Here is a 17,287-nt window from a genome sequence, read left to right as displayed (position 1 = left end):
TTACGAGCCGTTACCAGCAGGGAACAGCAGGCCACGCCACCCGTCCGCGGCCTCCCCGCTCCACCTCGGTCAGGCGTCCAGCAGCGCGGCCGCGGTGAACAGTTCCACGCCGACCGTGATCGCTTCCTCGTCCACGTCGAAGTTGCCCCGGTGCAGGTCGAGACCGCGGGTGTCCCCCGGCGCCCGTACGCCGAGCCTGGCCATGGCGCCGGGGATCTTCTCCAGGTACCAGGAGAAGTCCTCGCCGCCCAGGCTCTGTTCGGTGTCCTCGATCGCATACGATCCGCGGCGGATGGTCATCGCGGCGTCGAGAAGGCCGATCGTCTCGGCCTCGTTCACCACGGGCGGGACCCCGCGGACGTAGTCGATCACCGTCTTGGCCCGGTACATTCCGGCCACTTCGTCGATGGCCTCCTGCACCAGGTCCGGCGCCTGCCGCCAGCTCTCCAGATCGAGGCAGCGGACCGTGCCCGAGAGTTCGGCGTGCTGCGGGATGACGTTGGGGGCGTGGCCGGTCTGGAGCCTGCCCCAGGTGACCGCGAGGCCGGCGCGGGCGTCGACGCGCCTGGCGAGCAGCGCGGGCACGTCGGTGGCCACCCGGGCCGCGGCGGTGACCAGGTCGGTCGTGAGGTGCGGCCGGGCGGTGTGGCCGCCGGGGCCGTCGAGGGAGACCTCCAGGCGGTCGCAGGCGGAGGTGATCGGTCCGATCCGGAGACCGATCCTGCCCACGTCGACCTTGGGGTCGCAGTGCACCCCGATGATCCGCCCCACTCCTTCCAGCACCCCGGCGGCCACCGCGTCGGCGGCGCCGCCGGGCAGCACCTCCTCGGCGGGCTGGAACAGCAGCCGCACCGGCCGGGGCAGCAGCCCCTGGCGGTCCAGGTCGCTCAGCACGAGCCCCGCGCCCAGGACGCAGCTGGTGTGGACGTCGTGCCCGCAGGCGTGTGCCCGGTCGGGCACGGTGGACCGGTAGGAGACGCCCTCCTTGGTGTCCGGGATCGGCAGGGCGTCGATGTCGCCGCGCAGCGCCAGCATCGGCGTCACGCCGTCCCACTCCCCCACGTCACAGACGAGTCCCGTGCCCCCGGGCAGCACCTGGGGCTCCAGCCCCGCCTTCTCCAGCCGGGCCTTGATGGCCGCGGTGGTACGGAACTCCTGGTTGCCGAGCTCCGGGTGCATGTGCAGATCACGGCGGAAGGCGATGAGCTCGGCACGCAGGTCGTCGGGCAGGGTGCCGGGCAGGACGGCCTCGGCGTGGGGCGCACGGGACTTCAACTGGTTCACCTAGTCAAGGGTAGGCCCCTGGCACCCACAACTGGCCACAGATCAACAAAAGTTCAGCCGCTCAGCGGAACAAAAGAGGGTGCGGCGGCGTGTGACGGGCGGTTCCGGTGGGTAAACTCGCCTATTTCCCATGGGTGCGTTCGCGTACGGTGCGTGCATGTCATACGTGCGCACGCCCAGCGGTTACCGGACGGGCGGCCTGTGGGCCACCGTGGGGATCTCGTTCGCCGCGCTGATCGCCGAGTCGGCGGTCGCCCTGTTCGCCATGCTGGAGTTCGACGAGCGGTGCACGCGGGGGATCACGGAGGGGCCGGGACGGCTTCTGCGGACGCGGAGCCAGGCGTTCCCTCCCGCCACCGTCTGTGAGTACACGGGTGGGGACATCGTCTCGTTCGGTGGGCACGGGGTGCTCGCCCTGCTGCTGTGGAGCACCATGCTGATCATGGTGGCCTGTCTGTTCCTGGCCCTCCTCGCGGAGTGTTTCGATCCGCGCCCCGGCAGCCCGCTGGTGATGCCGATGTCCAGGACGGAGAAGCTCCGCCGGACGGGGACGGCGCTGACCGTGACCGGTTCCCTGTTCCTCCTCCTGTACGCACTCGCCGGCTGGAAGCTGCTCGTGGGGCCGTCGGACGCCTGTTCGGCGGGCGCGGACTGGGGGAGCTATCCGCCCAGCACACTGGGGTACAGCTTCTTTCCGCCCCAGGCGACCTGTCAGTACGGCAGCGGCATGACGGAACGTATGAACCCCGACTGGGTGGCGTCGCTGACGGCACAGTCGGCGGCCCCGGCGCTGCTGGCCGCGGTCGGCTTCGCCCTCGCGTGGCGGCGCCGGAGCGCGGAGCGCACGGCCCCGCGTCCGGAGGCGGAACCGGCGGCCTCCCCCGCCCCCGCCCCCGCCCGGGAGGACGCCGGCTGATCGCGCACCGCCGCGCCGCCCGGGCCCCTCAGGACACGAGGCTCTGCTCCTCCAGCTCCGTCAGCTTCACCGTGCACAGACCGCCGCGCTCCGCCTTGACGGCCGTCACCTTCAGCTGGGTACCGGGCGACAGGATGAACTCCTCCTCGCCCGTGAACGCGGAGAAGCGCCGGATGCCGACCGCCCGTGCGGGAGTCACCTCGAAGAGCGTCCGCTTGCCCCGGCTGCCGAGGAACGAGCGCGCCACGGCGACCTCGGACGTGCACGAGGAGACGCCCCACCAGGTCACCGTCCGGCCGAGCGGGTACTGCGCGCGCAGGTCCAGCGAGACCCCGCGCCACAACGGCGCGGTGTGGGCCGGGAGTCGGGAGACGGCCGAGAACAACAGCCGCAGGTAGGGGAGGTACGGGACGACCTTCGTCCGGTCCGGGGAGCGCAGGACCGCGTTGATCTCCCGGTAGAACGCGGACTCGCAGGTGTACAGGTGGAGTGCGGCGACGGCGTCCGCCGACAGCTCGCCGGCCACCTCGTCCGCACGCCTCTTCCCGAACTCGTACGACCGCCCCACGTGCCGGTCGATGCCGGCCAGCAGGGAGACGACCGGCCCGACGGCTTCCTGGAACTCCAGGAGCGGGGTGTCGAACACCCCGGTGATCGCGGGCAGGACGAGCCCCTCGTCCTTGACCCCCGCGAGCCGGTCCAGATAGAGCTGATGCAGCTCCATCGTCGACGCGATGAACGCGCCCATGCGGTCGGCGACCCCGTCGTCCGCGCCGCCGGGCCCTTCCGCGGCCTCGTTCCACCCCTTGCTGGGCAGCCAGTCGATCTCGTCGGCGCCGAGCGAGGCGAGTGCGGCGTTGACCGTGCCGAAGTGCTCGCCCTCGCAGAAGATGTCGCCCTGCGCGGCGGGGTTGGGATGGTCGATGTGCCGCACCTCGACCTCCGGATACTTCTTCTGGAGCCGGAGGACGACGTTCTTCAGGCTGCGCGCGTGAGCGCCCCACCAGGCGAAGACGACGTAGCGGTCCTCCTGATCGGCGTCCTTCTTGGCCTTGAGGATCTCCTCGACGATCCGCTCGACCGCCGGGCGCCAGAACCTGGTGTGCCGGTCGGTGGCCGTCGCCCCGTCGCTGCTGGCGGTGAGGGCCGCGTTCAGCAGCAGTACGCCCTGCGTGAGCATCGCCTGGAACCACTCCGGCGGCTGGACGGTGTCCTGCTCCTTCAGGAGCGCGCGTACGTCGGCGATCGGGGTCTTCTTCGGTATGCCGTACTTCCACATCGCCGCCGCCTTGATGATGCAGCGGATGCTGACGACCCGGCCGAACTGGCTGTCCTTCCAGTCGTGGAAGGTGTTGTCGAACATCGCGATGCCGGTGGCGCTCTCCGGCCGCGGGTAGGGGTTCTGGCCGAAGACGACCACCTTCCACTGGTGCGGCGCGTTCGGCTTGAGCGCCTGGAAGGTCAGCTCGCGTACGGGAACGACTCCCGGGCTCCGTCCCGGTCCGATGAACTCGGCGGCGTCCGGCTGCGCTTCGATGACCGGCTTCAGCAGCGGCAGCCACGGTTCGCCGCCGCCCGCGAAGAGTTCGGCGAGGGCCAGCGGGTCGTTCGGGTCGGGCTGGGCCGGGGTGTTGGCGTCGTTCATGGTGGAGGCGCTCCGCGGTGTCGGTCCGTGCTGAGGGCAGAGGTGTGCTCGGGGCCGGCCCGGCGCCGTACGCACCGTGGACCCGCACAGGACGAGTTGTACTCCGCGCCACTGACAACGGCGGCGGGCCAACTGCTGCCGCGTCCGCAGGCGTTGTCAGTGGTGCGCTGTAGCGTCCTGACCAGTGGAGGAACCACCTCTCGATCGGAGTGGACGATGACCGCGAACCGTATGCAGCCGCCGCCTGTCCGGGTGGTCCTGACCGACCTCAGCGCCGGTGTCGTGGAGGCGTGGCGGGCCGCGTTCGCCGACACCCCGGAGGTCGAGATCCGCAAGGGCTCGATCCTCGACGAGAAGGTGGACGCCTGGGTCACCCCGACCAACTCCCGCGGCCGCATGGACGGGGGCACCGACGCCGCCGTCAAGCGGCACCTCGGCGCGGGGATCCAGCTGCGCGTCCAGCGGGCGATCCGTGACGGGTTCGGCGGGAGCCTTCCGGTGGGGAGCGCGGTGTGCGTGCCGTCCGGGGCGGTCAACCCGAAGTTCCTCATATCGACGCCGACGATGGAGGGGTCCTCGCAGAACGTGAGCGAGACCCTGAACGTGGCCCTGGCCTGCGCCGCGGCCTTCCAGGCGATCCATCTGCAGAACAGGCGGGGGCCGGGGAGCATCGGATCGGTGGCGCTGGTCGGCATGGGCGCCCGTACGGGGCGGGTGCCGGCGCGGGTGTGCGCCAACCTGATGTGGACGGGCCACACCCTGTTCAACGAGCACAGCTTCGAGGACTACGACGACCTGCGCGGCACGATCGTCGCGCAGCTGGACGACCTGGAGGCCGCACCGGCCACGGAGCGGGTCCGTATCGACCCGGCGGGGAGGGGAGCGACGCGCCGCTGACGGAGGGCGCCCCGCACACTCCGCCTTCCTCCACCTCCTCATACTCAAGAATTTGATTAGTCAGATTCTTGAGTATGATGCGGCAGGACAGGAGAGGAAAGGGGGTGCCTCCATGGCCCTGCGCCACGCGGTGCTGGCGGCGCTGCTGGACGGCGAGTACAGCGGATACCAGTTGGCGAAGGCGTTCGACATCGGCGTCGCGAACTTCTGGCACGCCCTGCCGCAGCAGCTGTACGCCGAGCTGGCCAAGCTGGAGAAGGAAGGGCTGATCGCGGGCCGGCAGGTGGTCCAGGAGACCCGGCCCAACAAACGCCTCTTCCAGGTCACCGACGCCGGCCGCGCCGAGCTGGAGGGCTTCGCCGCAGCCGTGTCGAAACCCTCGTCCATCCGCGACGACCTGCTGGTCAAGGTGCAGGTCGCCGACCGTGTCGGCACCGCGTCGGTGATCGGTCAGCTGGAGGAGCGGGCGTCGGCGGCCGAGGGCAAGATCGAGCTGCTCGGCAAGCTCCTGCGGCAGCTCCGCGGCGAGATGGAGGAGGACGAGTTCCTCCGCCACGGCGAGCGGATCGGACCGTATCTGACGTGCCTGCGCGGTCTGTCCTTCGAGCAGGAACACCGCGACTGGTGCCTGCGGATCGCTTCCGTCCTCGAGGAAAGGCAGTCCACCCGTGCCGAGCGGTGAGTACGTGCGCTACGTCGCCCTGGGCGACAGCCAGACGGAAGGGGTCGGCGACGGGGACGACACCGTCGGACTGCGCGGCTGGGCCGACCGGCTCGCCGAGCGGCTCGCGGCCGTGGACCCCGCCCTCCGGTACGCGAACCTGGCCGTACGCGGCCGTGTCGCGGGCCAGGTCCACGCCGAGCAGCTGGGGCCCGCCCTGGCCCTGCGGCCCGATCTCGCCAGCGTCGTGGCCGGGGTCAACGACGTGCTCCGGCCCCGGTTCGACGCCGCGGAGGTGGTCGGGCATCTGGAGGAGATGTTCGCCGAACTGACGGCTGCCGGGGCCCGGGTGGTGACGATGACCTTTCCCGACGTGGGCAAGATCGCGCCCCTCGCCCGGCCGGTCCGGGGCCGTGTGTTCGCCCTCAACGCCCACATCCGCGCCGCGGCCGCCCGCCACGGGGTCGCGGTCGCCGAGATCGACCTGCATGCGGCCGCCGCCGATCCACGGCTGTGGAGCACGGACCGGCTCCACACCAGCCCCCTCGGCCACGAGCGGATCGCCGCCGCCGTCGCCCAGGCCCTCCAGCTGCCCGGAAGCGACGACGCCTGGACCCGTCCCCTGCCGGTACAGCCGCTCCCTTCACGCCTGCGGGCAGCCGGCGCCGAAGTGCGCTGGGCCGCCGCCTTCCTCGGCCCCTGGCTCGGCCGCCGTCTGCGCGGCCGGTCCTCAGGCGACGGCCGCACCGCGAAACGGCCCCTGCTGCAACCCCTGGGCACCACCTCTGACTCCTCCGCCGACTCCGGGCGGCAACAGCTGACGTAGGGACAGCGGCCTCTCCTGCCGGCCTCTTCCGGGGCTCGGCCATGGGGAGAACGCGTGACCGAGTGGTCGACATCCCGCATAGGCTGCTGTCGTTGGCCAACGCATCACTGTGGGGGGTACAGGGCCGATGAGCCGTGCGATGGACGTCTTCGAACCGCTCCGGACCGACGACCCGGCCGTGGTGGCGGGCTATCGGCTCGCCGCGCGGCTGGGCGCCGGCGGCATGGGGCAGGTCTATCTGTCGCACACGCAGGGCGGCCGCCCCGTGGCGATCAAGGTGGTGCGGCCGGAGCTGGCCGACGATCCGGGCTTCCGGCGGCGGTTCGGACGTGAGATCAAGGCGGCCCGGCAGGTCCGTGGGGCGTACACCGCGGAGCTGATCGACGCCGACGCGGACGGCGCACCGCCGTGGCTGGCCACGCTGTACGTGCCGGGGCCGTCGCTGACGGAGGCGGTGACCCGGCGCGGGCCGCTGCCGGTACCAGCGGTGCTGTGGCTGATGGCGGGGATCGCCGAGGCGCTGAAGGCCATCCACGCCGAGGGCATCGTGCACCGGGACCTGAAGCCGTCGAACGTGCTGCTGGCCGCCGACGGGCCGAGGGTGATCGACTTCGGTATCGCGCTGGCCGCCGACGGGACCGCGTACACGGCGACCGGCGGCACGATCGGAACGCCCTCCTTCATGGCCCCGGAACAGGCGTCCGGGAACGAGGTCACGGCGGCGGCCGACGTCTTCGCGCTCGCCCAGACGGCGGCGTACGCGGCTCTGGGCAAGCCGCTGTACGGGGACGGTCCGGCCGTCAACGTGCTGTACCGGATCGTGCACTCCGAGCCCGATCTCTCCCTGCTGCCGCAGTCCCTGCGCCCGTTGTTCGCCCGGTGCCTGGCGGCCGACCCGGCGGAGCGGGCCACACCCGAGGAGATCGTGGAGTGGTGCCGGCACCGGCTGGGGGCGGATGCCGAAGCGGGTGGGGGGCCTGCCGTGTGGCGGGAGTTCACCGGGCCGGAGACCGTGGTTCCGGCGCCGGTACCCGAGCCGACCCCGGCCTACCCGCAGCCGCCGGTGCCCCCCTCCACGCCCGCGCCCTCATCGCTCGACGCGCCCGCGCACTCACCCGTCTCCGCGCCCGCGCCGTCATCCCTCGACGCGTCCACCTCCACCTCCCGGTTCACGTCCGCGCCGGTGCGCGCGCCGGGGTTCCCGCCGCCGCCCGCTCCGCCCCAGCTGACGCAGGAGCAGCGCCGCACCCGGAGACGGCGCACCGCGCTGATCACGGCAGCCGGTGTGACGGGAGGCGCGCTGCTGGTGGTCGCGCTGGCGTGGTCGCTCATGGACGCGGTGGGCCGGCTCGACGACCGGGACGGGTCCGGCTCCAGGACGTCCGCGACGGGACCGGCCGCTGAGTCGTCCGCTCCGGGATCCGCCCGCGGTTCCTCCGCGGGCTCCCCCTCCGACACCTCGGATTCGACCGGTGCCGCCGGTGCCACCGATGCCTCGGATTCCGCCGGTTCCTCCGCGGCCGGGTCCGGTGACGGTGCCGTCGAGGACGCCGCCGCCCCGCCCGAGGATCCCCGCCCGGAGGGGTTCCCCCTGGTGTGGATGGACGCGAAGAACTCGCTGAGCCTCAGGAGCGCCGAGCCGTCGCAGGAGAACCGCAAGGGTGATGTCCGCTTCAGCTGCCGGACGGCCGGCTGCGAACTGAGGAGCGACCGTGCCGTGTTCATGCAGATATTCGGCGGCCATGGCACCACCCTCGACGAGTGCCGCCTCATGCTCGGCAGCGCCACCAAGCACGAGTGGCCGCTGGCCGGGGCGGCGGCGGGCACCGAGATCTGCATGAAGGACGACAAGGGCAACATCGGGCTCTACGTGATCCAGACGAAGTCGACCGCGATAGCGGACCTCGCCTTCCTCCAGGGCGACCTGACGGTCTGGCGGAACGCGGACCGGTAGAGCGGGCCGGTAGAGGCGACGGCGCCCAGGCCCCGTCAGTCCTTCCTGCTGTCCCAGGGGTCGCCGATCCAGCCGTCGAAGGAGGGGACGAGGGCGGCAAGGGCGGCTCCGACACGCCAGTCCAGGTGCGGTGCGTGCAGATGCACCGTGTTCCCGGACGACTTGAACTCCAGGGGCACCTGTCCCCCGGAGCGCCACTTGATGCGGCGGGGGCCGCGCGGGTAGTCGCCGCCGCCACCGCCGAACAGGGCGCCCACCAGCATGAGCGGCACCAGGGGCGAGAAGAACCACCACACGCCCCACCAGAAGAGCCGGCCCTTGTGACCCACCGCCTCCGGGATGCCGGCGGTGCTCACCGTCCAGCGTGAACGCGCGCCCCGGCTGAACGCCTTGTCGCGGGTGAACGTGCCGAGCGGTTCGCCCTGCGCGCCGAGCACCTGGAACTGGGCGTGCCCGCCGTTCGCGGAGACGGTGACCAGGGTGGCGACCCGCGCCCGGCGTTGCTCGTCCTCCCACAGGACGAAGGACCGGGCGCCGCTCCCCCGGGCCGCGAGGTAGGCGGGTATGCCGCCGGGCGGCAACTCGCGTTCCACACAGGCGACGGTCCGCGAGGTTCCCCCGCCGTCGGAGTAGCTGATCCGGTAGTCGAATTCCCCGCCGGGAGCGTTCCTCAGCCGGCGCATCCCGTGCAGGCTCAGAGTCTGTGTCACCCGACGAGCTCCTTCGTGTGTGTGCGTGGGGAACGTTCCGGTGGTGAACGTCCAGCACGAAGGTACGCCTGTGCGACCCCGGCCGTCGGCCCGTCCGCGTCAGCCCTCCCTGACGACCGCCGTGACCCGCCAGGGCGCCAGCCGCTGCACGTCCTTGGCCGTCTCCGTGACCCCGCTCAGGAAGCCCTGTGCGCGCGGGGACGCCGTGTCGCGCAGCCACTCCGGCGCTATGTCGCACACCGCGACCTTCACGCCCGTGCCGGCCAGGGCCAGCGGAAGGGTGTGGACCACGGTGGACGGGAAGCTCAGGACCGTGTGGCCGATGGGGCCTCTGCGGGCGATGAGTTCCAGCGGCAGGTCGGGGCGGACGATCTCCAGGCCGGTGGCGGCTTCCAGGGCGTGGAGCTTGTCCGCCGACTCGCGGCGGTGGGCGAAGTAGCGGGTCGCGCCGTGGGTGCGGGCCAGCGAGGTGACCGCCTCCTCGTACGGGACGGGGTCGACCACCCCCGTCTCCACGAGGGAGGTGCCGACCAGGTCGGCGCCCTTGGTGATGAGGGGCGGCCCGAAGCGCTCCCGGGTCCAGGCGAAGGTGTTCGCCGTGACCTCGATGCCGTCGGGGGCCTCCACCGGCATCGCGGTGAACACCTCGACCGTGCGGGACGCCGACGGGGTGAAGCTGCGGCGGGCCGCGGTGGTGACCGGGGCCAGGAGCAGCTCGCGCGGGCCGCCGCTCCCCCGGCGGTGCCAGCGCACCAGGCGTTCGCCGCGCGCCAGTTGGGCGACGAACTCCATGGTGGCGGTGCCGTCGTCGACGACCGTGATCCGGCGGGCGCGGACCAGGGTGAGGAGCAGTTGCACGTACCGGGAGAACGGGTCCCCGATGACGATGCGCTCGGCCTTGCGGATCAGGCCGGTCAGCGCCCGCAGGGTCTTCAGAGGCGCGCCGGTCTCCCCGCGCGCCTCCTGCCAGCGGACGGTGATGCCCTCGTCGCGGGCCAGCTCCGCCATCCTGCGCAGCTGTCCGCGCGACATCGGGTCGACCGGGGGGAGGACGACGACGGTGGTGTCGGCTCCTCCCCGCGTGTGGGTCCACTCCAGGACGTTCAGGAGCTGGACCGGGCTCTCGACGAAGGCGAGGTTCACCGGTCGGCCCGTCAGACCGCGACCGGCTCGGCGGCCGGGGCGTTCTCGCTCTCGGCGACGACGCCCGCGACCCGGCGGAGCTTCTTCATCGGGCCGAGCTCCGACTCGTACACCTTCTTGACCCCGTCACCGAGCGACGCCTCGATGGTGCGGATGTCGCGGACGAGGCGCGTGAGGCCCTGCGGCTCGACGGAGGCCGCCTGGTCGGAGCCCCACATGGCGCGGTCCAGGGTGATGTGGCGCTCGACGAAGGCGGCGCCCAGGGCGACGGCGGCGAGGGTCGTCTGGAGGCCGGTCTCGTGGCCGCTGTAGCCGATCGGGACGTTCGGGTACTCCTGCTGGAGGGTGTTGATGACCCGCAGGTTGAGCTCCTCGGCCTTGGCCGGGTACGTCGAGGTGGCGTGGCAGAGCAGGATGTTGTCGCTGCCGAGGACCTCGACCGCGTGCCGGATCTGCTTCGGCGTGGACATGCCGGTGGAGAGGATGACGGTACGGCCGGTGGCGCGCAGCGCGCGGAGCAGCTCGTCGTCGGTGAGGGAGGCGGAGGCGACCTTGTGGGCCGGTACGTCGAACTTCTCCAGGAAGGCGACGGCCTCGGTGTCCCACGGGGAGGCGAACCAGTCGATGCCGCGCTTGGCGCAGTGCTCCGAGATGGCGGTGTACTCGGCCTCGCCGAACTCGACGCGGTGGCGGTAGTCGATGTACGTCATCCGGCCCCAGGGGGTGTCGCGCTCGATGTCCCACTGGTCGCGCGGGGTGCAGATCTCCGGGGTGCGCTTCTGGAACTTGACCGCGTCGCAGCCGGCTTCGGCGGCCACGTCGATCAGCGCCAGCGCGTTGTCGAGGTCGCCGTTGTGGTTGATGCCGATCTCGCCGGTGACGTAGACGGGGTGGCCGGGGCCGGCGGTGCGGGTGCCGAACGTGCGCAGGCGGGAGGTGCTGCTCATGGTGGTGCTTCCTTACGTGGTGGGGGCGTGGGTCGTTTCGGTGGAGAGGGTGAGGGTGGGGCCCAGGAGCCAGGCCGCGATCTCGCGGATGGCGCCGGAGCCGCCGGGGTTGGTGGTCACGGCACGCGCGGCGGCGCGTACCGAGTCGTGGGCGCTCGCCACGGCGACGGGCCAGCCCGCCAGGCCGAAGCACGCCAGGTCGTTGACGTCGTTGCCGACGTAGAGCACGCGGTCGGGGGCGATGGACTGCTCCTCGCACCACTGCTTGAGTGCCAGGTCCTTGCGGTCGATGCCGTGCAGGACGGGGACCTGGAGCTTGCGGGCGCGGGCGGCGACCACCGGGTTCTGTTCCGTGGACAGGATCAGGAGCGGTACGCCGGCCCGGCGCAGGGCGGCGATGCCGAGGCCGTCACCGCGGTGCACGGCGACGGTCTCGCGGCCGTCCGAGTCGATGAGGACGCGGTCGTCGGTCTGCGTGCCGTCGAAGTCGAGGACGACGGCGTCGATGTCCGACCGGGTGGGGTACGGCGAGGGGTCCAGCAGCGGCGCGAGGGCGCGGGCGCGGGCCAGGTCGTGCGGGTCGTCGATCTCCAGGACCCGGGCCGGGTCGGTGGGGACGAGCGCGGTGTGCCCGAAGAAGCGGTGGCGGTGGGTACGGAAGCCCTCGACGTCCATGGCGTACGCGGCGCCGGTCTCCAGGTGGTCCTGGGGCCGGTCCTGCCGGCGCGGGCGTACGGCCTTGTCGTGGTTGACGCCGTAGGTGTCGTCCTCGACCGCGCTGCCGTCGCGCCACACGAAGCCGTGGAAGGGGGCGACGGTGACGGCGGTGTCGGCGCCGCCTCGGGAGACCGCGGTGGCGACGCCGTCGATGTCCTCACGGGTGATGAAGGGGCTCGTGCACTGCACGAGCAGCACCACGTCGGCCTTCCGGCCGTGCGTCGTCGCCTCGTAGGCGTGCAGGGCGTGCAGGACCGCGTCCTCGCTGGTGGCCGTGTCACCGGCTATGGCGGCGGGACGCTGGACGCAGTGCAGCCGGGGGTCCTCCCCGAGCGCCTCCGCCTCGGCCCTGGCCGCGGCGGCGATGGCCGGGTCGTCGGTGGTGACGACGACGTCCGTGACCTCGGCCGAGGCGAGGCAGGCGCGGACGGCCCGGGCGACGAGCGGCACGCCGCCGACCCGGGCGAGGTTCTTCGCGGGTACGCCCTTGGATCCGCCGCGGGCGGGGATCACGGCGAGCACGGTGGGGGGCGGGGTCATGGTTGCTCCTGAGTCGGTGGTCACAGCTCGCCCATCCGCCGGATCACGGGGGCGACCCGCTGGACGCCGTGGCGGTAGGCGCCGCGCGCCGCGTTGCGTACGGTGTCGCGGACCGCGCCCCGGACCCGGCCCGTCTCCTTGGGCGTGACGGCGCCCGGAAGCGGGTGGCCGTCGGGGCCCAGGTGGTGGCGGGCGAGGATGCCGGGGAGGTATCCGGGTGCGGTGGCCGGCGTGTAGTAGGGGGCGAGGCGGGGCAGCGGCCCGGCGTCGAGCAGCGCCGCGACCCGGGCGCGGGCGGTGTCGTAGGCCGCGCCGTACGTGCCGTCGGCGGCGACGCCCTGGCCCGCGAGCCACGTCCCGTCGGGTTCGGGCCGGAAGCCGCCGTCGAGGTGGTCCCAGGACGTGATGAGTCCCGAGCCGATGAAGTGGTGGTTGCCGAGGCCCTCGCGTACGCCGAGGTCGGAGAGGATCGCGGTCGGGATCCGCCGGTGCAGGGACTCCAGCGCGGCGGTCGAGGAGACCGTGACCAGGAGGTCCGTGCGGTCCAGGACCTCGCCCATGTGCCCGTACACGAGGCGGAGGTTGGGCGGGAGGCCGCCCGGGATCCGCTCCGCGAGCCGCTGGTAGGGCAGTTCCTCGATGTGCGTGGTGTGCTCGCCCGGCTTGGAGCGCAGCTTCAGCAGCACCTCGCGGCCCGGGTGCAGCCGGGCGTGCTCGACGAGCCGGCGCAGCAGGTACGTACGGTCGGCGCGGGACGCGGGTACGGAGGGCTGGGCGGCGAACACCACGGTGTCGCGGCCCTCCTGGGCCCGGTGCGGCTCCCCGCCGAGGAACGGCAGGGCGGCCTCGGTGACGGCCGACGCGTCGGCGCCGACCCCTTCGTAGACCGCGCGGAAACGCTCGCCGTCGTGGCGGGAGTTGGCGAGGACGACGTCCGCGCCGTGGCGCAGCAGGAGTCCGTCCGCGAGCTTCTCGTAGACGACCCCGACATAGCCGGTGACGACGACGGGCCTGCGGGGCAGGTCCAGTGCGGCCAGGCCGTGCAGCATCGCCTGGACGGCGCCGCCCACGAGGGCGAGGACGACGACGTCGTACGCCTCGTCCCGCACCGTGTGCAGGAACTCGACCGCGGTCACCTCACGCACCCGGCCCGTGTCGACCCCGACCTCGCCCACCTCGGCGAGCTGGCGGGGCGTCGGGGTGGCCCGTCCGCGCAGCAGCAGCCCGCTGATCTCGACGGGGCGTTCCGCCGCGCCGGTCACCGGGTCCCCGGAGAGGCGGCGCGCGGTGAGCGCGCCCCATTTCCACCGGGTGTCGGAGTCGGCGAGCACGGCCATGCGGAGGGCCGCACGGCCGGCTGCTGGGGTGGCGGCCGGGGAGGCCGCGTCATCGGTACGAGGGGGCACGTCGTAAAAGCTAGGAAGCCATTTCGATCCGTGGCCCAACGCGGTGGCAACAGATGGTTAACAGCCGGTCGACGCTTGGAGATCCGGCTCCCCGTAAGGGTGAATCGGCCCGGGAAACGGCCGGGTTCACTTTTCCGCCGCGTGCCGTTCACTTTCCGTACGGGCGGGTGTCGAGGCGAATGCCGGGGCCGCCCCTAGCGTGCTGCGGGTGGTCAAGCTCTCCGTCATCGTGCCGTTCTACAACGTCCGGGCATACGCTCCCGACACGCTCAGAAGCCTGCGGTCCAATACCCGCGAGGACTTCGAGTTCATTCTCGTCGACGACTGCTCGACCGATGGGACGGCCGAGCTCCTGCGCCGGGCCCGGGACGAGATCGAGGGGGTGGTGGTCCGGGGGCACGAGCTCAACGCGGGCCTGGCCACCGCCCGCAACACCGGCCTGGACGCGGCCCGTGGCGAGTACATCGCCTTCCTGGACGGCGACGACTGGCTGGCGCCCGGCCACTACGCCGCGCTGCTCGCCCGTACGGAGGCCCTGGGCTGCGCGTTCGTACGCACGGACCACGTCCAGGTCACCGGTACGGCGCGCACGGTGCGCCACGTTCCGCACGGCCCCCGGGGCGTGGTGAGCGACCCCCGGGACGCGATCCTGCCCGCCGGCCGGACGACCTCGGTGGACTACGCGTTCGCCTGGGCGGGGCTCTACCACCGGAGTCTGCTCGACCGGGGGCTGCTGCGTTTCACCGACGGGCTGCGCACCGCCGAGGACCGGCCGTGGATCTGGCGGCTGCACCGGGAGGCGGAATCCTTCGCGGTCCTGGGAACGCTGAGTCATTTCTACCGGCGGGGGGTCGCGACCTCCCTCACCCGCATCGGCGACGAACGCCAGCTGGATTTCATCCGGGCCTATGACCAGGTGCTCGCGGATACCGCGACGGACCGTGACGCGGACATTCTGATGCCGAAAGCCGTACGCACCTATTGCGCGGTGATTTCCCACCACATCGGTTCCATCGAGAAATTCGAACCTTCCGTGGCCCGCACCCTGAAATCGCTCGCCTCCGCGGCGCTCGGAAGAATGCCGCAGCGCGTGCTCGACGACGTCCTGGACTCCATGGACACCGAACGGGCGACCGTGCTGCGCAGGCTGCGCCGCAGGTCCGCCGTCTCCGAGGGAGCGTCCGCCGCATGACCGTCCAGATCTTCGTCGCCTCCGGCCTGCGCGGCGTGGCCCTGCTCGCCGCGGCGCTCGACTCGGGCTGCTTCGGGAGCCCCGGCCGCCGCATCCTGCTGCTCTGCGACACCACGGCGGTCCCCGAGGCGGGGGTCCCGGTCCGGGCGATGCCCGGGTTCGGGCGGCTGGGTGCCCGCTTCGACGAGGTGCTCTCGTGGAACGACGCCGTCCGCCCGCTCCACCCGGCCGCCTGGACTCCCCGCCCCGACGACGTACCCCTGTGGGAGCGGCATCTGCGGCGCGCCTGGGGGCTCGGGGACGAGGAGGTCGAGCTGGTCCTGGAGTCCCCGCACACCGCGCCGGCCCTGGCTCTGGCCCAGGTCCTCCCCGGCGGGCCGGTGACCGTGTACGCGGACGGCCTGACCGCCTACGGCCCGACCGGAGGGAAGATCCCGCCGCTGGTCGGCACCCGCGTCCGGCGGCTCATCCACCCGGACCTGCTGCCCGGGGTGACACCGCTCCTGCTGGGCGAGTTCGACGCCGTACCCCACCCGCTGCCCGCCTCCGCCCTGCTGAAGGTCTTCGGCGAACTGGCGCGGGAGGCGCCGGAGTCCGGGGCCCCGGAGGGTGCGGCGCTGCTGCTGCTCTCCGAGCCCGGGATGCTTCCCGCCGCCGAGGAGGCGGAGCTGCACCTGCGGATGGTGCGCGGCACGGCCGCCCTCGGCCACACCCGTCTCGTGCTCCACCGCGACCCCGGCGGCCCCGCGCCCGCCACCGAGGCCCTGCGCGCCGAGGCCGCGCGCCTGGGGGTCGAGCTGACCGGGCCGGACCCCTGCGCGCCGGTCCTGGCCGAGGTCCTGCACGAACGGCTGCGCCCCGCGCTCGTCGTCGGCGCGTACGCGACGGCCCTGCTGACGGCGGCCGTGCACTACGGTCTGCCGGTCGCCCGGGCCGGGACCGGCACCCTCCTGGAGCGCCTCACCCCGTACGAGCACCCGGCGAGGATCCCGGTCACGGTCGTGGACGCCCTGCTGCCCGACCTGGCCGGACCCGCCGATGCGGCGGACCGGCCGGTACTGACGGAGGCCTCGGTGGCCGACGCACTCGGCGGGCTGCTGCCGGCGGTGGCGTTCGCCATGCGGCCACGCGTCCGCCCGGACCTCCGCCCGGCCGCCGAGCACTACCTCGCCACCCGGCTCGACGCCCGGACCTGGCGCTACTTCAAGCGCCGCCGTCTCGGCTCGCTGGCCCTCCCCGGCGTCGTACCCGCCCGCCTCTCCTTCGTACGCCGGAGCCCCGTGCTGCGCCGGCTCGCACGGCGCGCGCGGGCGCTGAAGCGGGGCTGAGCGCGGGGACTCAGCCCAGCAGCCGTGTCAGCCCGAGCCGGGTCCAGAGCAGCGCGGCGCCGAAGGACAGGACCGTCGTGGCGGCGGTGACGGCGAGCACCAGGGCCGCCGCCACGGGAAGCGTCAGGTCGGCGTCGACCAGGGCGTCGGTGAGGACGCCCAGCACCAGCACGTGGATCATGTACGCGCCGAACGAGGCGCCCGCGAGCCTGGTCAGCGCCGGACGCAGCCGTTCCGGGACGCGCAGCCGGTGCAGGGAGAGCAGCACGCCCGCGCTGAAGAGGGCCACCAGCACGCCGGCGTACGGGATCGCGTAGTGCACCTCGTGCTGGTACGCCACGATCGCGGCCAGGAAGGCGCCGGCGGGCAGCAGCCACCACAGGCGCCGCTTCCCGGAGGCGCGCGGGGGCAGCGCGAGGAGCAGGGCGCCGAGGGCGGCGTAGATCAGCTGGTACGGGCCGAAGCCCCAGCCGAAGCGCGGCAGTTCGAGGCCCGTGACCTCGGCCAGGTCACCGGAGAGGCTCGGCGCGGCGCCCAGGACGAGGAGCGCGGCACCCAGGCCCCAGGGGCGCTTGCCCGACCGCACCAGGGCGGCGAAGGCCAGCAGCATGATCACGGGGATGTAGGCGTACAGGTACCAGAGGTGGTACGCCGGGCGCACCGAGCCGAACAGCGCGTCGAGCGCCAGTTCACCGGCGGGCGCGTCGTTGGTGCCGCGCAGCCGTCCCCAGGCCACGTAGAGCACCGTCCACACGGCGAGCGGCACCACGATCCGCACGATGCGCCGCCACAGCTGCCGGCCGTCCCGGACGGGGGCGCCGACGAGGACGACCCAGCCGGCGATCGCGAAGAACAGCGGTACGGCGAAGCGGCCGGCCGAGTCCGCGACCAGGCCCGCCCAGTAGGTGCCGGGCCCTTGCGCGGCCTCGCGCCCCGCCGTGTTCACGAAGGCGGAGCCCGTGTGGCAGAGGATCACGCCGACCGAGCAGAGCAGCCGGATCAGATCGATGTCGTACCGGTGTTCGCGGTGGGGGCGGGGTTCGGCGGCGGGCTCCGGGGACTGCGCGAGGGCGGGCGGGCCGGCCGGGGAGACGGAGGAAGGCATGGTCATCGAAGGCTAC

General features: G+C 72.8%; 15 protein-coding genes. 7 read left to right on the top strand and 8 right to left on the bottom strand.

Translation table 11 applies throughout. The features are described 5' to 3' along the window. Positions 1-69: 69 nt before the first annotated feature. On the bottom strand, positions 70-1,284 hold the full coding sequence (locus ACZ607_RS24125; RefSeq protein WP_469737657.1) for an amidohydrolase: 1,215 nt from the start codon (positions 1,282-1,284) through the stop codon (positions 70-72). Positions 1,285-1,441: 157 nt separating this feature from the next. Here ACZ607_RS24125 and ACZ607_RS24120 point away from each other — a divergent pair, with 157 nt between their 5' ends. Next, the gene (locus tag ACZ607_RS24120; RefSeq protein WP_469737655.1) at positions 1,442-2,200 is read left to right on the top strand and encodes a hypothetical protein; all 759 of its coding nucleotides are present in this window, start codon (positions 1,442-1,444) and stop codon (positions 2,198-2,200) included. 28 nt (positions 2,201-2,228) lie between these two features. Here ACZ607_RS24120 and ACZ607_RS24115 read toward each other — a convergent pair whose 3' ends face one another. Continuing rightward, complete coding sequence (locus ACZ607_RS24115) at positions 2,229-3,845, bottom strand: ADP-ribosyltransferase domain-containing protein (protein WP_469737653.1); 1,617 nt, start codon at positions 3,843-3,845, stop codon at positions 2,229-2,231. Positions 3,846-4,061: 216 nt separating this feature from the next. Here ACZ607_RS24115 and ACZ607_RS24110 point away from each other — a divergent pair, with 216 nt between their 5' ends. The 4 genes from ACZ607_RS24110 (at position 4,062) to ACZ607_RS24095 (ending at position 8,183) form a co-directional block, all read left to right on the top strand. Beyond that, the gene (locus tag ACZ607_RS24110; protein ID WP_469737651.1) at positions 4,062-4,742 is read left to right on the top strand and encodes a macro domain-containing protein; all 681 of its coding nucleotides are present in this window, start codon (positions 4,062-4,064) and stop codon (positions 4,740-4,742) included. A gap of 112 nt (positions 4,743-4,854) precedes the next feature. Continuing rightward, positions 4,855-5,424, top strand: a complete 570-nt coding sequence (locus tag ACZ607_RS24105; RefSeq protein WP_469737649.1) for a PadR family transcriptional regulator — start codon at positions 4,855-4,857, stop codon at positions 5,422-5,424. Beyond that, on the top strand, positions 5,411-6,229 hold the full coding sequence (locus ACZ607_RS24100) for an SGNH/GDSL hydrolase family protein (RefSeq protein ID WP_469737647.1): 819 nt from the start codon (positions 5,411-5,413) through the stop codon (positions 6,227-6,229). The genes ACZ607_RS24105 and ACZ607_RS24100 overlap by 14 nt, the downstream gene beginning before the upstream one ends. Before the next feature lie 127 nt (positions 6,230-6,356). Next, on the top strand, positions 6,357-8,183 hold the full coding sequence (locus ACZ607_RS24095) for a serine/threonine-protein kinase (protein WP_469737646.1): 1,827 nt from the start codon (positions 6,357-6,359) through the stop codon (positions 8,181-8,183). A gap of 35 nt (positions 8,184-8,218) precedes the next feature. Here the strand turns inward: ACZ607_RS24095 and ACZ607_RS24090 are convergent, their stop codons facing one another. The 5 genes from ACZ607_RS24090 to ACZ607_RS24070 form a co-directional block, all read right to left on the bottom strand. Further along, complete coding sequence (locus ACZ607_RS24090) at positions 8,219-8,893, bottom strand: hypothetical protein (protein ID WP_469737644.1); 675 nt, start codon at positions 8,891-8,893, stop codon at positions 8,219-8,221. Positions 8,894-8,992: 99 nt separating this feature from the next. Then, entirely contained in the window at positions 8,993-10,036 is a 1,044-nt protein-coding gene (locus tag ACZ607_RS24085) for a hypothetical protein (RefSeq protein ID WP_469737642.1), read from the bottom strand. An 11-nt stretch (positions 10,037-10,047) separates the two neighbouring features. Continuing rightward, the gene (locus ACZ607_RS24080) at positions 10,048-10,983 is read right to left on the bottom strand and encodes an N-acetylneuraminate synthase family protein (RefSeq protein ID WP_469737640.1); all 936 of its coding nucleotides are present in this window, start codon (positions 10,981-10,983) and stop codon (positions 10,048-10,050) included. Between the two features lie 12 nt (positions 10,984-10,995). After that, on the bottom strand, positions 10,996-12,240 hold the full coding sequence (locus tag ACZ607_RS24075; protein ID WP_469737638.1) for a cytidylyltransferase domain-containing protein: 1,245 nt from the start codon (positions 12,238-12,240) through the stop codon (positions 10,996-10,998). A gap of 20 nt (positions 12,241-12,260) precedes the next feature. Continuing rightward, positions 12,261-13,646, bottom strand: coding sequence for a DUF6716 putative glycosyltransferase (locus tag ACZ607_RS24070; protein ID WP_469737637.1), 1,386 nt, complete (start codon positions 13,644-13,646; stop codon positions 12,261-12,263). A gap of 208 nt (positions 13,647-13,854) precedes the next feature. Here ACZ607_RS24070 and ACZ607_RS24065 point away from each other — a divergent pair, with 208 nt between their 5' ends. Beyond that, positions 13,855-14,838 (top strand): glycosyltransferase family 2 protein, encoded by a 984-nt coding sequence (locus tag ACZ607_RS24065; RefSeq protein ID WP_469737635.1) that lies wholly within the window; start codon positions 13,855-13,857, stop codon positions 14,836-14,838. Further along, on the top strand, positions 14,835-16,166 hold the full coding sequence (locus tag ACZ607_RS24060) for a polysialyltransferase family glycosyltransferase (RefSeq protein ID WP_469737633.1): 1,332 nt from the start codon (positions 14,835-14,837) through the stop codon (positions 16,164-16,166). The genes ACZ607_RS24065 and ACZ607_RS24060 overlap by 4 nt, the downstream gene beginning before the upstream one ends. Positions 16,167-16,176: 10 nt before the next feature. Here the strand turns inward: ACZ607_RS24060 and ACZ607_RS24055 are convergent, their stop codons facing one another. Beyond that, positions 16,177-17,277 (bottom strand): acyltransferase, encoded by a 1,101-nt coding sequence (locus ACZ607_RS24055; protein WP_469737631.1) that lies wholly within the window; start codon positions 17,275-17,277, stop codon positions 16,177-16,179. Between the last annotated feature and the right edge of the window lie 10 nt (positions 17,278-17,287).

The organism is Streptomyces sp. NPDC104381 (genome assembly GCF_055583745.1).
The sequence above is the reverse complement of the archived record's forward strand: the minus strand, read 5'-3'. Positions and strand labels throughout refer to the sequence as shown.